General features: G+C 59.0%; 11 protein-coding genes and 1 other RNA gene. 5 read left to right on the top strand and 7 right to left on the bottom strand.

The genetic code is table 11. The annotated features are described in order from the left end of the window. Positions 1-21: 21 nt before the first annotated feature. A complete protein-coding gene (locus ACOX7T_RS11145; protein ID WP_433442731.1) occupies positions 22-1,803 on the bottom strand; it encodes an HlyD family efflux transporter periplasmic adaptor subunit in 1,782 nt (593 codons plus the stop codon). Between the two features lie 536 nt (positions 1,804-2,339). On the opposite strand from ACOX7T_RS11145, the gene ACOX7T_RS11140 reads away from it, so the two are divergent. Then, positions 2,340-5,249 (top strand): S-layer homology domain-containing protein, encoded by a 2,910-nt coding sequence (locus tag ACOX7T_RS11140; RefSeq protein ID WP_433442729.1) that lies wholly within the window; start codon positions 2,340-2,342, stop codon positions 5,247-5,249. A gap of 187 nt (positions 5,250-5,436) precedes the next feature. Here the strand turns inward: ACOX7T_RS11140 and ACOX7T_RS11135 are convergent, their stop codons facing one another. The 6 genes from ACOX7T_RS11135 to ACOX7T_RS11110 all read right to left on the bottom strand — a co-directional run bounded on the left by ACOX7T_RS11135 (position 5,437) and on the right by ACOX7T_RS11110 (position 11,775). Further along, positions 5,437-6,033, bottom strand: a complete 597-nt coding sequence (locus ACOX7T_RS11135; RefSeq protein ID WP_433442727.1) for a hypothetical protein — start codon at positions 6,031-6,033, stop codon at positions 5,437-5,439. A gap of 223 nt (positions 6,034-6,256) precedes the next feature. Beyond that, positions 6,257-7,081 carry a hypothetical protein gene (locus ACOX7T_RS11130; RefSeq protein WP_433442725.1) on the bottom strand — a complete coding sequence of 275 codons (825 nt, stop codon included), beginning with the start codon at positions 7,079-7,081 and terminating at the stop codon, positions 6,257-6,259. An 18-nt stretch (positions 7,082-7,099) separates the two neighbouring features. Beyond that, on the bottom strand, positions 7,100-8,443 hold the full coding sequence (locus tag ACOX7T_RS11125; RefSeq protein ID WP_433442723.1) for a hypothetical protein: 1,344 nt from the start codon (positions 8,441-8,443) through the stop codon (positions 7,100-7,102). Beyond that, on the bottom strand, positions 8,433-10,202 hold the full coding sequence (locus ACOX7T_RS11120; RefSeq protein WP_433442835.1) for an ATP-binding protein: 1,770 nt from the start codon (positions 10,200-10,202) through the stop codon (positions 8,433-8,435). Before ACOX7T_RS11120 ends, ACOX7T_RS11125 begins: the two co-directional genes overlap by 11 nt. Positions 10,203-10,505: 303 nt before the next feature. Then, positions 10,506-11,210 carry a response regulator gene (locus ACOX7T_RS11115; RefSeq protein ID WP_433442721.1) on the bottom strand — a complete coding sequence of 235 codons (705 nt, stop codon included), beginning with the start codon at positions 11,208-11,210 and terminating at the stop codon, positions 10,506-10,508. Between the two features lie 25 nt (positions 11,211-11,235). After that, the gene (locus ACOX7T_RS11110) at positions 11,236-11,775 is read right to left on the bottom strand and encodes an NUDIX domain-containing protein (RefSeq protein WP_433442719.1); all 540 of its coding nucleotides are present in this window, start codon (positions 11,773-11,775) and stop codon (positions 11,236-11,238) included. Positions 11,776-12,024: 249 nt separating this feature from the next. Between ACOX7T_RS11110 and ACOX7T_RS11105 the strand changes: the two genes are divergently transcribed. From ACOX7T_RS11105 to ssrA, 4 genes are all read left to right on the top strand, one after another. Then, the gene (locus ACOX7T_RS11105; protein WP_433442717.1) at positions 12,025-12,519 is read left to right on the top strand and encodes a hypothetical protein; all 495 of its coding nucleotides are present in this window, start codon (positions 12,025-12,027) and stop codon (positions 12,517-12,519) included. Positions 12,520-12,743: 224 nt separating this feature from the next. Continuing rightward, positions 12,744-13,211, top strand: a complete 468-nt coding sequence (gene smpB / locus ACOX7T_RS11100; protein ID WP_006573054.1) for an SsrA-binding protein SmpB — start codon at positions 12,744-12,746, stop codon at positions 13,209-13,211. Positions 13,212-13,246: 35 nt separating this feature from the next. Continuing rightward, on the top strand, positions 13,247-13,771 hold the full coding sequence (locus tag ACOX7T_RS11095) for a peptidylprolyl isomerase (RefSeq protein WP_433442715.1): 525 nt from the start codon (positions 13,247-13,249) through the stop codon (positions 13,769-13,771). A gap of 388 nt (positions 13,772-14,159) precedes the next feature. Next, positions 14,160-14,505: a transfer-messenger RNA gene (gene ssrA / locus ACOX7T_RS11090) on the top strand. Positions 14,506-14,625: the final 120 nt, after the last annotated feature.

The raw sequence follows: 14,625 nt of genomic DNA, 5'->3' as shown, positions 1-14,625 counted from the left end.
TCTCCTTTTAACAGGAGCGCTTCAGCCCGCCTTGGAGGAGGCACTGGCCTTGCGGCCGTAATAGCTGCCGTCCTCGCTGGGGGTGTTGTTGTAGACCACGTCGCCGTCGTTCAGACCGGAGGTGATCTCCACGTTCATGTCGTCGTTCAGGCCGGTCTCAACAGGCACAACCACGCAGTCGTCGGGAATCTCTTCCTGCATATCGGCGGGCAGGGTGGTCTTGTCAATGGCGTTCTCGGGAGTCCCCTGGCCGGGCTGGAGCTGGAGATAGACAACAGCCTGGGGCTTCTCAGCACCCTCGGGGGTGTAATACCGCACGTCCTGAGTGGGGATGAGGACGCCGGTGCTCTCGGCGGCGGTGAACTCATAGTCCAGATAGTAGCCGCCCATCAGCGTGCCGGTGGGATTGTCCACCCGGATGGTGGCGGGGAAAACGGTGACGCCGTTCTCGTTGGTGCCCTGGACGGCCACGGTCTCCACCACGCCCATGTAGCTGTTGCCGTTCCAGTCGGACAGGTTGATGGTCATGCCCTCGGAGATGTACTGACGGTTACGGTCGTCCACCTGGATATTGACCGTCATAACCGCGTTGTCCGCGATGACGATGGCCGCGGTGCCGGAGGTGACCTCCATATCAGGCACCAGGGAGCAGGTGACCACGGTGCCGGAGATAGGGGCGGTGGCGGAGAAGTTCTGCACGTTCTTCTCAGCGTCGGTGACAGCCTGCTGGGCCTTGGTCAGAGACTCCTGGGCGGTGTTGATCTGCTCCTGCTTGGCTCGGATCTGCTCGTCGATATCGTTGGTGCCCTGAATCAGCAGCACCTGACCGGCAGTGACGTTGGCGTAGTTCATCAGGTCGGCCACCTGCTCCACCGGGCCGGAGGCCTTGGTGGCGATGGTGGTGGTCTGATAGTAGGCCAGCTTGCCGCTCTCATAGGGGTAGATGGGATTGCCGGCGGAGTCGGTCAGGGAGGCGGAGGCCACCATGTCGGCGGTGAGAGTGCCGGGATTGTCCAGCACAAAGACAACCTCAAAGGTGACAGAGCCCTCGGGGACGATGCGCTCTACCTTATTAATCTTCTCCACCGTGCCGGTGCGGGTGGTCATGGTGGCGGGGATGGAGATCTCAGCCGTCTGGCCTACGGAGATCTCGTTCTCATAGGCATAGCTGTAATAGAGGGAGAGCTTCAGCTTGGTGTCGTCCACCAGAACCGCGATCTGAGTGCCCGAGGTCATGGGGTCGCCCACCTTAACATCAGAAACCTCGGTGAGCTTGCCGCCGTGGGGCGCGGTGATGGTCAGATCATTGCGGCTCTTCTGGAGGTCGGCCATCTCCTCATTGAGCTTGGACATGGCCTCCTGCTGAGCAACCAGCGCCTCCTGGGCGGTCTTCAGCGCCTCCTCGGCGGCGGGAGAGGTGACCACATAGAGAGGATCACCGGCGTTAACCACCTGGCCCTGGGTGACATAGACCTCCTGGACCACGCCGTCGGCAGCCAGGGTGATGGTGGCGGAGTCCTTGGCGTTGGCAGCACCGCCGCCTCGGACTGTGGTGGAGATGGTGCCCGTGTACGCGGTGTCATAGATGGGTTCACCCAGGTTGGAATCCTTATGGTCGGTAAACACGAAGTACCAAAGTGCCCAGCCGGCAGCGGCGATCACCGCAAGAACGATAATCGCCGTGATAATGTTCTTGACGATTTTCCTGTTCTTCTTCTTGCGTTCCGGGGCTTTGCCAGAGGGCTGGGGAGCCGGTGTGTGAACGGGCGCCGGGTCCATGACGGGGGTGTTCTGTTCAGCCATTTTCATTTCCTCCTATTGCCGTAGGTTCTCATCATCATTGTAGCATGCGCCAAGCTGGAAAAGCACTACAAATGAATGACAACTTTTTAAGATAACCTTAAGATTGCCTCTCTGTTTCTTAGACGCAGAGACTGAAAAAAAGTTACTGCCCGAAAGAAAAAAGTTGCACGCAAACGTACGCCGCCGGGGGCCGGAACGGGGAATAAGGGGAGGGGGTAAACGGGTGCCCGACGCGCCGAAACGGGGGACCCAAACCTTATATGTATTTAAGGAATGGAAATGTTACAGCTGCGTGAAAAGTCCAGAAAAATTTTTAAAACAGGGCGGGAACCTTTTAAATGGCCGTATCGTCTAACAAAAAATGATAAGACAGGAACGGCGAGGACGTAGTTTTACGGTTGTGTTACAAATGGGGAAAACCGCTTGACGATTTCGCCGGGATGTATTATCATGCCCACAGAGGCAAGGGGAGTTATACGACCCTGAGCGGTTGTTTTCGACCCTGACACTCAAATTTTAGAAGGAGGAATTTCCAAATGAGAAACCTCAAGCGGGTCCTCAGTCTGGCTCTGGCCTCCGTCATGCTCCTGGGCATGATGGTCATCGGCGCCGGCGCTGCGGACAAGACTGCGGCTGATCTGACCGACATGGATCAGGTCACCAACAAAGAGGCTGTGTCCCTGATGGTCGATCTCGGCATCATCGTGGGCAAGCCCGACGGCTCTTTCGCCCCTTCTGAGGGCGTGGACCGTGCCACCATGGCCAAGCTCATCACCTACATTCTGATGGGCGACGTGGATGCTGCCATCTTCGAGGGCACCAAGACCGACCTGACCGACATCGACACCAACTGGGCCGAGGGCTACATCAAGTACTGCTATGCCAACGGCATCATCTCCGGCGACGGCCTGGGCCACTTCTTCCCCACCCAGGGCGTGACCGTTGTCCAGGCTGCCAAGATGCTGCTGGTCGCTCTGGGCTATGACGCCAACGCCAGCAAGTATCAGGGCGACTCCATGTGGTCCGTCAACATCATGAAGGACGCTCAGGCCGCCGGTCTGATCAACAACATGAGCGTGAAGGCCACCGACACTCTGACCCGTGACGGCGCTGCTCAGATGATCTACAACGCTCTGTTCGCCAAGACTGTGACTCCCGAGTTCCAGTATGACATGGGCGTTCAGTACCTGAGCAAGTACGTCAGCGCTGCCACCACCCTGGGCCAGCAGGTCTATGGTCTGGCCAAGGTTGAGGCTCTGGTGAGCAACATTCCTGCTAACGGCGACGCTACCCTGACCGCTCTCTCCGGCGCTACTGCCGCTGAGATTGCTGCCGTCAATGCCGCCAACGCTGCCAAGTTTGCCGTTTCTCCCGATCAGGCCGGCACTAAGGTTGCGTTCTACACCAAGAACGACGTGAACGTGAACAACGGTGTGGTTACTCTGACCTACAAGTCCCTGTACTCCACTTCTCTGACCGCTGCTTCTACTGTTGTTCTGGCTACTGCCAACACTGGCATCAACCTGACCAACGCTACTACCTCTAGCCACAAGGACTTCCTGGCCGCTGTTGAGATGGGTACTTCCAACCCCGATATCTACAGCTTTGTCAACGGCGTTCAGAAGACTGTCCCCAACGCTGCTGCCGGTACCGCTTTCAACAGCGATGTGACCACCGCTGCCGCCAAGAAGGGCGCCATCGTTGAGTTCATCGACAGCAACAACAACGGCAAGGCCGACATCATCAAGGTTACCGAGAAGAAGGTCGCCACCCTGACTGCTGCCCCCTCCACCAAGGTTGTGGGCGACGCTACCCAGGTTAAGGTGCCCGGCGTTATCAACGCTTTCTCCGCTGCCAACACCACTGAGACCGTGAAGGGCTATGCCGACCTGAAGAAGGGCGACGTGGTTCTGTACGTCCAGATCGGCAAGGTCACCTACATCGAGAAGGCTGCCTCCGTCTCCGGCGTTGTTTCCGGCCTGCACTCCACCAAGGGTCTCCTGCTGGACGGCACCTACTATCTGACCTCTGACCTGACCAACGCTTCCAACAGCTGGAGCAAGGACTACACCAACACCTACACCTTCTACCTGGACAACGCCAACAACATTGTCAAGGCTGTGAAGGACACCGACAAGGCCACCGACAACAGCTATGCTGTGGTTCTGGATACCGCTTGGGTTGACGGTACCGGCGCTCTGGGCGAGAGCAAGTATGCTCAGGCTCAGCTGCTCAAGGATGACGGCACCACCGAGATCGTGACCATCTCCAAGCTGGGTGGCAAGACCATCGTAAAGGACACCGCTGCTGTTGGCGGTGATACTTCTAACAAGACCGAACTCAGCAATGTTGTCAAGGATGCGTTCTACACCTATTCTGTTGACAGCAACGGCAAGTATGAGCTGACTGCTGTGACCGCTGATGCCACTGCTTCCACCGCTACCGAGATCAAGAACGGCAATGCCAACCTGACTGTCCGCGGCGGCGCCAGCAAGGGTGTGGCCAGCGCCAACACCATCTTCCTGGTCAAGACCACCGGTACCGACGGCAAGGCTGTCTACACTGCTTACAAGGGCATCAATGAGGTTCCCTCCATGTCCGGCGCTACCATGAAGGTCGTCGTGAAGAACGGTATCGCCTCCTACGTGTATGTCTCTGCTGCCGGCACTCTGACCGGTACTGTGGGCGACATCGTCTACTTCACCGGCTCCAGCATTGAGACCACTTACGTTCCCAAGAATGGCGATGTTCCCGCTCACTATGTGGTCAACGCCATTGTGAACGGCGAGGCTACCACTCTGAAGCTCGATGTCACCGCTTTCGACACCAACAAGCTGGTTAATAACAGCAGCGCTCCCGTTGTCCGCACCTTCTACACTGTTGCCGCGAAGGATGCTAATGGCATCGTGAGCAAGGTTACTGTTACTTCCACCACCAACGGCATCAACGTCTCCGGCGGCACTCTGGTTTCCGGCGCCACCGTCAAGACTGTGAACGCCGACACCGCTATCTACTACATCGGCACTGATGACGCTGTCAATACTCTCTCCTTCGATGCTGTGACCGCTGATGCTACCGACGTGGTCACTGTTATCGATGCCAACAACGACGGTATGGCCGAGATCGTGTACATCAAGCAGGTTCTGAGCAATACTGCTACTGCCTCTGCCATTAAGTACACTATTGATGGCGCTAATGAAACCTATGCCAGCAGCACCAGCGGCACTGTCGCTGAGGCCCCTGCTAAGGCTACTGAGGGCAAGACCGTGGCCATCAGCGAAGTGACTGTGGCTCCCGGTGCTACCTATGTGGTCAGCGGCACTGCCGTTGTGCAGAACAATGGCTCTCAGGCTGGTCCTGCTAACACCATCACCATTACCGTTACCGCCGAGGATGGTACTAGCACCAGCACCATTACCCTGACTTTCGTTGCTGCTGCTGTCTAATTCACAGTTGCAGTAATGCCAAAAAGCGGCTCCTGGGGAAACCCAGGGGCCGCTTTTTACGATTATTTACCGTCTGTTCCAGTCTCGCTATTCAATTCCTTTTCTGTGGACAGGAACCACTCCTCTGGTACGTCACGGTACTCCATGCGCTGATTCCCGTTAAGCGTACACACCAAAACTTCAATTTTCATTGCCGCTTCACCCCATATATCTCAATTTTCAGTCCTGCATCGATGGTGCCGATACTGGCAACAAGATTCATAACCTGCAATGTGGAGAATGTGACGCCGCTGGTCTGTGTGGCATAGGAGCGCTGATCCTGTATTGCCTTTCCATAGCCCTCTGTGTGCGCGCTTATAAAGACCGGTGAGCTGAAAATGGTTACTTTTGCACTGTAATAGTCCATACTGCCGGGATAACCCAGGGAAATTGCACTCAGATAGTTGCTTGCATAGTTGTTGCCGTTTGCGCTTTTGTACTCATAGTCCTCCTCACCGGCTGCGCCGTTGAGCCGGACATAGAGAACACACGTTTGGCTGGTGTTGCCATGGATGTGGAACTGTACCTCCCAGTACTGTGAAAAGTCGATCTCCGACAAATCAACATCAACCTGTCGGGCGCTTTCCGACGTGGTGATTTCGCCCAGCTTGATAATGGGAACTGCGGCAATCAGCTTTCCCACCTCCTCGTCAATCTTCCTGTTGTCCTCGTTGAAGTCCTCTCGGAGAAAGCTGTCCGTGCTCTCCCACTGGTGCAGGCCGATGTGTTCTGTCTGTGTACTCATGGCATTGCTCCTTTTCCCTGTTTTGTCTGTGCCCCTATGGGCCCTTCACCCTTCCCTGTCCGGGCGGCATTTGTTGCACGTTCCGGGCCATCCGGTTTCCCCCCTACGTACATATTCCGCCCTTTTCTCGAAAAAAGCCCCATATCTGTCTCCCCCACAGCAAAAAAGCGCTCTCTCCTCACTTAAAAAGTAAGGAGAGAGCGCTTTCATGTTCTTGTTAATCTTATTCCGCCTGCCGGACCGTCCCATCGGTTCCATCCACATAGAACGGAACCGTGTTGGTTGTAATCAGCCATACTGGATCCAGAGCCGCGCTGCCCGTGCTGGACAGGGTAACCTCATAGCCCGCCGTCATGCTGATAATTTTGCTGCATACATAACCGCCGTCCTGCACACCGCTGAGAAAGCGCAGCAGAATAGTGGCCACATCCAGGGGTTCACTCCCGGCCTCCGGCTCAGGGATGCCCATCAGCCGCTGGCCCCGGATACTCCGCAGGCTGCCATCCACATAGGTCAGTTCAGCCACGCTGTTGAACACCGGGCTGCCATCCCACAGCTGCTGTACTGTCACCAGAACGGTTCCATCCTCCTGCTCACGGCTCTCCAGCACCTGGCATGGGTAGCCCGCCTTTTCCAGCAGCTGCTGCCCATGCTCCTCCGGCGTCTTTTCACCCACCGGTACACTGTTCTCATCAAAGGTAAAGGAGAACTTGCCATCGCTGAGGAACTGTCCCTCACCGTAGCTGCCTGTGTAGGTGACCGGTCCCAGATCGCCCGACTTCACGCTCTCTCCCAGCAGGGCCTTGGCCATGGTATCCTCCGTAGTCCGGTCCCGCTCCACAGCCATGGTGTGCAGCCTGCTCTCAGGGGGCAGAGCCTCCATGTCCATGTGGATGTTGGCTGCCGCCAGGATTTCCACCGCGCCGGTGCGGGCTTCCTCCTGATAGACAGCGGATTTCCTCTCCTGATCCGCCACCAGCACCAGCAGGAACAGGTTCACCGCCAGAAGCATGAGCAGCACAATATTCTTAATCTTGGACCACTCCAAGGCGGTTCACCTCACTTCTCAAGGGTCCTGTATGGCAATCCACTTCGCCTTCAGCAGCTCAGTGGCACCGCTGTCCTCATAGGCCAGCAGCAGCTCGCTGCCCTCTGCCTTCTGGGCGGACATGGCCGCGGCGGCCTGGGCCTCAGGCAGCACGATGGACTGCTCACCTGTGTCGGTATAGCTGCGGAAAAAGAGCTCAAACTCCGTAATTTGTCCGTCCTGGATAATGAAGCGGGCGGCATAGCCCTCGCTTCCCAGCTCCACCGCCGCACCGTTGAGGCAGTAGCCATAGTCCGCCTGCCACTCGTCCTCACCCATCTGCTCCACGCCGATGAGATAGAGTCTGGCCGCACCGCAGGACTCACCCAGGGTCTGCTCTGCCACGGACCATGTAGCCTCGGCCACAGCCTTGGCATCCACCGGCTCTCCCGCCGTACCAACAGGATACTTGGGCTCATCGGAGGCAGATGTCTCGTAGCGCACATGGCCGTCGTCCAGAATACTCAGCCGGTCGGGCCACTCACTGACAATCAGCCCGTCCCCGCTGCGATAGCTGTTGTTGGACTGGGGATGGAAGCCCAGGGACTCCATGAGTCCCTCCCGGTCAGTCTCGCTCATCTGTGCCACCGGGTTGGACGCGTGGTATACCTTGGGTGCCGCCTGGGTGGCAGCCACCATCACATAGGGTGCCAGTTCCGTATAGCTGGTCTCATAGGCAAATACAGTTCCGTTGGGGCTGTATGCGGCCGCCGCGGTCTGGACAGGCCCGCTCAGCGCTTCTGCCGTGTCACAGGCATAGTACAGGCCGGTGCTCTCATTACTATAATACAGGCGCACGGCACCGTCCTCCTCAGCCAGCAGGAGCCGCCGGACCCCCTCCTCAGGCAGCGCCTGATTGACCGCGCCGCCGGACAGGGCGGATGAGAGCACAGTCAGGGGAACCGTCCCCCGGAAATCAAAGTAGATACCCCATGCGTTGGACAGCGCGTTCCGCCAGGCGGCCTCGGTGACCTGAACCGGCTCCTGGGCGCTGCCCAGGGCGTCGCCCAGGAGGCTTGCGGTGGCGTCAAACAGGGCGTCCACAGCGGTCTGGTCGTACTGCACGCCGTACCGGCCGCCGCTGCCCAGCTGCACCGACATGCGCACGGGTCTGGGCTGTATGCTGACGGTTGTCTCCTCCTGTACCGGCAGCAGGCCCACGGGCTTTCCGCTGAATATCCCACTGAGCCAGCCTCCGTCCCAGCCCGCCAGGCCGCCGATCTGGGTCCGCATGGTGAGGTAGACGGCGGACAGCGCCAGCAGGACAATGAGGATGTCCTTGCATAGTTCTATCAGGCGTCTGCGTTTTTTTCTACGCTCCATGGCCAGGCCCCTCAATCTTCAGCTCCACCCGAACCGTCAGGCCGGGGCCGTCCTTGTCCACCAGGCGAATGACGCCCTCGTGTCGGTCAATGATCTCCTTTGCAATAGAGAGCCCCAGGCCGGTGCCTCCGGACTCCCTGGAGCGGGCTTTGTCCACCCGGTAGAACCGCTCAAAGATGCGGGGCCGGTCGGCGGGCGGGATACCGATGCCGTTGTCGGCCACCTCCATCCACACCCGGTCTCTCAGCCGTCCGGCGGAGATATAGATGCTGCCGCCGTCGGGCGTGTATTTGATGGCATTGGACACCACGTTCATCATCACCTGGAGAATCCGTTCCCTGTCTCCCACAATGTTGGGCAAATCCTCCTCAATCCCCAGGCGGACGGTGTGTCCGTGGCGCTGGGCGTCCAGCAGAACGGCGTTGTATACATCCCGGATGGCCCCTTCAAAGGAGAAGGGCGCCAGCTTGAGCTCACTGTGGCCCGAGTCGAACCGGGACAGGGTGAGCAGGTCCTGGACGATGTGGGTCATCCGGTCGGACTCGTTGAGGATGACGCCCAGGAAGTTTTTCTCTGTGTTGGGGGGCAACTCGCCTGCGTTGTCCACCAGGGTCTCGGCGTAGCTGCGGATATTGGTCAGGGGCGTGCGCAGCTCGTGGGACACATTGGCCACGAACTCCCGGCGCATCTCCTCGGTCTTGCGCTGCTCGGTGACGTCGTGGATTACCACCATGACGCCGCCGGCGCTCTCGCCGGAGAAGGGTGCCAGCAGCAGCTCCAGGATAGTGCCGTCAATCTCCCGCTCGCCGTCCAGATAGCCGGGCTGCTCCACGGCCAGCACGGAGGGCAGGGCGGCGATGTCGCCGAAGAGTGTGTCATAGGTCACCTCGCTGCCCCCCACGGGGATGGTCCGGCGGAGCATCCGCTCAGCAGCGGGGTTACACTGGATGACCGCCCCGTCCCGTGAGAAGGCCACCACACCGTCGGTCATGTGGAGGAAGAGGGTACCCAGCTTGTTCCGCTCGTTCTCCGCCTCCTGGATGGTGTCCCGCAGCTGCCGGGCCATGTTGTTGAAGGTACCGGTGAGCACGCCGATCTCGTCCTTGGAGGCCACCTCAATCTTGTGTGAGAAGTCTCCCTTTGCCACCCGCTCGGCGCCTGTGGTCAGCCGCTCGATGGGGGTGATCATGGTCTTGGAGAGGAGGAAGGAGAGCAGGATGGAGATAACCAGTCCAAAGGCCAGCGCCTCCAGGATCAGCTGGAAGAGCTGGGCGTTCAGGTTCTGGACCGTGGTACGGTCGTCCAGGATGTAGATGATGTACCGGTTCTCCCCCCGCTGGATGGGCACCGCCACATCCATGTAGTCGGCGGAAACATCCTTCATGTTCCCCTCCTGGTTCTGGATGGCGGCGGTGATGTTGGGGGTAATGCGCAGGTTGGCACCCTTCTCCTCGTCGGAGGCGGCCAGGCACTTGCCGGTGGAACCGTCCAGGATAAAGTAGTTGCGGTGGCGGTTGTCAATGCCCAGGGCGCCGATGTAGCTCTTGAGCACGTCCTGAATCACGTCCACATCGCTCTGCCCCTCTCCTGCCTCGGCCTGCAGGTCACGGGCCAGGGTCTCGTTATCGGAGCGGAATACGGTGTGCATCTGGTCATAAAATTCCGTCAGGTAGAAGGCGGACACCGAATTGACCAGAAACGCCCCCACCACCGTCATCAGCGACACAATGAGCAGCACCATAATGAGCACCAGCTTCATATGCAGGCTTCTGAACACGGCGTCCTCACCTCCTGAAGTGTTTTCCGAACTGTCTCATGGGCTTTGCTTTTATCGAAATATCCTTATGTGCTCAACAGGTATCCCTGCCCCCGCCGTGTCACGATGAGCTGGGGCTGAGCCTCGTCGCCGCAAAGTCCGCACCGTTCTCCCCGGCCTGCCGGCCAGGATTCACTCCGCTCCCTTGCGGCTCCTCTCCCCACAGGAACCGCTTTGCCTGGTTCCTGCGGGGTCCCCTTTGTCCCTTTTCGCAGTGGAGGACGACCCGGCCCGGGCCTTCTCCTGTTACGGGTTGAGCAGGTAGCCCTGGCCCCGTCTGGTGACAATAATCTGGGGCGCAGCCGGGTCGTCCTCCACTTTTTCCCGCAGGCGGCGGACCGCCACGTCCACAGCCCGGACGTCGCCCACATAGCCCTCGTAGTTCCACACGTTTTCCATCAGGGCCTCCCGGGAGAACACCTTTCCCGGCCGGGCGGCCAGGAACCGCAGCAGTTCATACTCCCGCTGGGTCAGGTCCAAGGCTTTTCCATCCTTGTAGGCCACCATCAGGTCCTGGTCCACCGAGATGCGCCCGGCCTCCAGCCTGCTGGTACCCTGGGGCGCGGCAGGTGCGCCGCCTCCCATCTCCCGGCGGCGGATATTGGCCTTCACCCGTGCCAGCAGCTCCCGCATGGAGAAGGGTTTGGTGATATAGTCGTCGGCGCCCAGCTCCAGGCCCATGACCTTGTCGTTCTCCTCCTCGCGGGCGGTGAGCATGATGACCGGGGTGTTTCTCCCCTCCGCCCGGATGCTGCGGCACACGTCAAAGCCGTTCATTTTGGGCAGCATCAGGTCCAGCAACACCAGATCGGGGTCCTGCTCCAGGGCCAGCTGGAGCCCGGACTGACCGTCATAGGCCTCCAGGGTCTCGTAGCCCTCCCGGCCCAGGTTGAAGCTGAGGATGTCCACAATATTTTTCTCGTCTTCCACAATGAGAATGCGCTTGTTCATGACTGCCTCCTCTGCAGGCGGCCTCTCACCGCCCCAACAGCACCTTTGCCTTCAGCACCGCCGCCACTGTTTTGGCGTCGGAAATCTCGTTGTTCATGACCTGCTCCACCAGCTCTTCGAAGGGTACCTTGATCCGCTCCAGGAACTCGCCCTCGTCGGGATGGCAGGCGCCCTGCTTCAGTCCCCGTGCCAGGTACATGTGCAGCACCTCGGTGCAGAATCCGGGGGACGCATAGAGGCAGCCCATGTAGGTCAGCTCCTCGGGTTCCAGGCCAACCTCCTCGCTCAGCTCCCGGAGTGCGGCAGCCCGGTGGTCCTCAGGGCCGTCCAGCTTACCGGCGGGCAGTTCGGTGATCACCTTCCCGAAGGGATAGCGGTACTGCCGCACCAGGGTCACCATGTCCTGGTCGTCCAGGGGCAGCACGGCTACGCCGCCGGGGTGCTCCACCACCTCTCTGCCCGACTGATGCCCATCGGGCAGCTCGATTTTATCCACCTTGAGGGTGACAATGCGTCCCCGGAAAATCTCCCGGCTCTCCAGTGTCTTTTCTGTCAGTTCCATCATGAATCTCCCCATCTATTCAAGTATCATATGGAATTATCCGGCATAGCTCAGGTTATGCTCTCTGTTCCAATTTTCCGCTATTGTATTATTATAGCATAATCCCTATTTCAGCGCTACCCCGGAGACGCTTCTTCCAGTTCCCCCAATCATTACAGCTATTCACCGCCGAACAGGCCCGCTATAATGATAGCCATGGTATTCGGCCCGTTTTGCGGCCCATTTTCTCATCAGAGCAAGGAGGTCCGTTCTATGACCATCCAATCCATCGGCAGCGGCAGCGCAGTACTGTACATCACCGCGGCAGATCTGAAAGAGCGAGGGCTCACGCCCGCCCAGCTCACTCTGGAGGAGGCGCTGGAACTGGCCCGCTCGGCCTTTGCCAGGTCCGGCATGCCTCTGGAGGGTCCCATTGAGATTGAAGCCTACCCGGAGGCCTGCGGCGTGCTGGTCTTTGCCCGGGTGGCGCCGCCGCCCCGGCAGTGGTTCTCCTTCTCCGGCTTTGAGGAACTGCTCTCCGCCGTCCGCGCCCTGCCCGCCCTGTGTCAGGACAGCGCCCTGGCCTGGCTGGACGGCCGTTTCTGGCTCTCGCTTCCCGGCGGCGAGCGGGGCATGGCGGCCTGTCTGTCGGAGTTTGGCCGTACTGAGGGCGCGGACACCCATCCGGACGCCCGGCTGGCCGAGCACGGCCGCTCCATTCTGGAACAGGACGCCCCGGCCGTGCTGCTGCGCCACTTTCCCGCCTGAGCACATCTCTCTGTCTGAGCCCTTGACAGGTATGGTATAATAACCACAGAGTGGCTATTATGCTTTTCTTTCAGCCGTTTTTCTCGCCCCTTGTGGGGCAACCGAAAAACACGGCATATGATACCATTCCGCTGCCGCTCCATGGTATCATAACTTTTACAGTGGTATTTGTGCCGTCTTTCCGGCGCACACCGCCATACCCGCCCGGAAGGAGGTGCGTCCCAGTGGACCAGAAGGGCATTAAAATTATCTCCAAGAACCCCAAGGCCTACCACGATTATTTTATCGAGGATAAGTATGAGGCCGGCATCGAGCTCTGCGGCACTGAGGTCAAGTCTGTCCGTCAGGGCAACGTGAACCTGAAGGACGCCTTCTGTATCGTCAAGGACGGGGAGCTGTCCGTGGTGGGGATGCACATCTCCCCCTATGAGCAGGGCAATATTTTTAACAAGGACCCCCGCCGTACCCGCCGCCTTCTGATGCACAAGCGTGAGATTCTCCGTCTGTTCCAGAAGACCAAGGTGGACGGCTATTCTCTCATCCCTCTCTCCCTGTATTTCCGCAACGCGCGGGTAAAGGTGGAGGTTGGTCTTGCCAAGGGCAAGAAGCTCTATGACAAGCGGGACGCCGCCGCCGCCAAGGACGCCAAGCGCGAGATGGACCGGGCCATGAAGTCCCGGGGCGGCTACTGAGATAAGGTTTCCCATACTGAAAGGAGATGTTCCCCATGGCTCAGAATCCTCTGGTTACCATTGAGATGGAGGACGGCGGCAAAATGGTCGCCGAGCTCTATCCCGACGTGGCTCCCAATACGGTCAACAATTTCATCAGCCTGGTGCAGTCCGGCTTCTATAACGGCCTGATTTTCCACCGGGTCATCCCCGGCTTCATGATCCAGGGCGGCTGCCCCAACGGCACCGGCATGGGCGGCCCGGGCTACACCATCAAGGGCGAGTTTGCCCGCAACGGTGTGAAGAACGACCTGAAGCATGACCGCGGCGTGCTGTCCATGGCCCGTGCCATGCATCCCAACTCCGCCGGCAGCCAGTTCTTCATCATGGTGGAGAAGGCTCCCCACCTGGACGGCGACTACGCCGCCTTTGGCAAAGTTATCGAGGGCATGGACGTGGCCGACGCCATTGTCTACACTGACCGCGATGTCCGTACCGACCGTCCCCGCAAGGATCAGCGGATGAAGTCTGTGACCGTGGAGACCTTCGGCGTGGACTATCCCGCCCCCGAGAAGGTCTGATTTCCCATTGCTTTCACTCCGGCGGGGCTACCCGCCCCGCCGGATGAAATATTCTCTCCGCTTACCGGCGGATGAGAATCCAAGAAGAACAATCGTCGTTGTTTTATCTTTCTCCCTTTTCCCATGGAAGAATGATGGTATCGTTTCCCCATCCGGCCAAGGCCCAGCGCAAGCGGGTTCGTTCGGAGCGGAGGAGCAGCAGAATGAGCGAGCTTTGCCGTTTGTGGTCAAGCGGGTGCTATTGGTCCGACGCTCTGACTTTCGTTCCGTTCTCCAATCCAGACGAAGCCCAGCGAAGCGGGTTCGGCTGGAAGAGGAGGAGCAGCGGAATGAGTGAGCTTTGCCGTTTACGGCGAAGCGAATGATATGGAGCTTGCTCCGACGACATGGGGGCGTACTGGTTTCGACGGGGACGTAGAGGCGGGAATAGCGGGCGGTGGCGCCTGGCCACCTTAAAACGGGCAACTTATAAATTAAAGAACGACGACAACGTAGTTCTCGCCGCGGCTTAACGCGGCCGTCCAACCCGGAAGGACCACGGTCCGGGATTGGGCGTCGACGAGTGGTGCACGTGTGTGCGCAAAGCTTTGAGCGCACCATGAACAATGAAGCTACCAAGCCCCTGAGTGTGACGGCTCACGCCTGGGTAAGGGAATGTAAATAACCGTCTGCGCCCGGAGAAGTTCCCGTTGAAGCGTTTTCGGACAGGGGTTCGACTCCCCTCGCCTCCACCAAATAAGAACTGCAATTTTGATACAATGGGTATCAGGATTGCAGTTCTTTCTTTTTGCCTGAAAGCCCTGATTTCAAGGGCTTCCGGGCATTTATCGGCCCCAGTCGCCCTCATGCAAAGC

This window comes from Pseudoflavonifractor sp. (assembly GCF_050943825.1).
Taxonomy (GTDB): Bacteria; Bacillota; Clostridia; order Oscillospirales; family Oscillospiraceae; genus Pseudoflavonifractor.
Note: the sequence above shows the minus strand (reverse complement) of the source record. Positions and strands in the feature narration are given on the sequence as shown.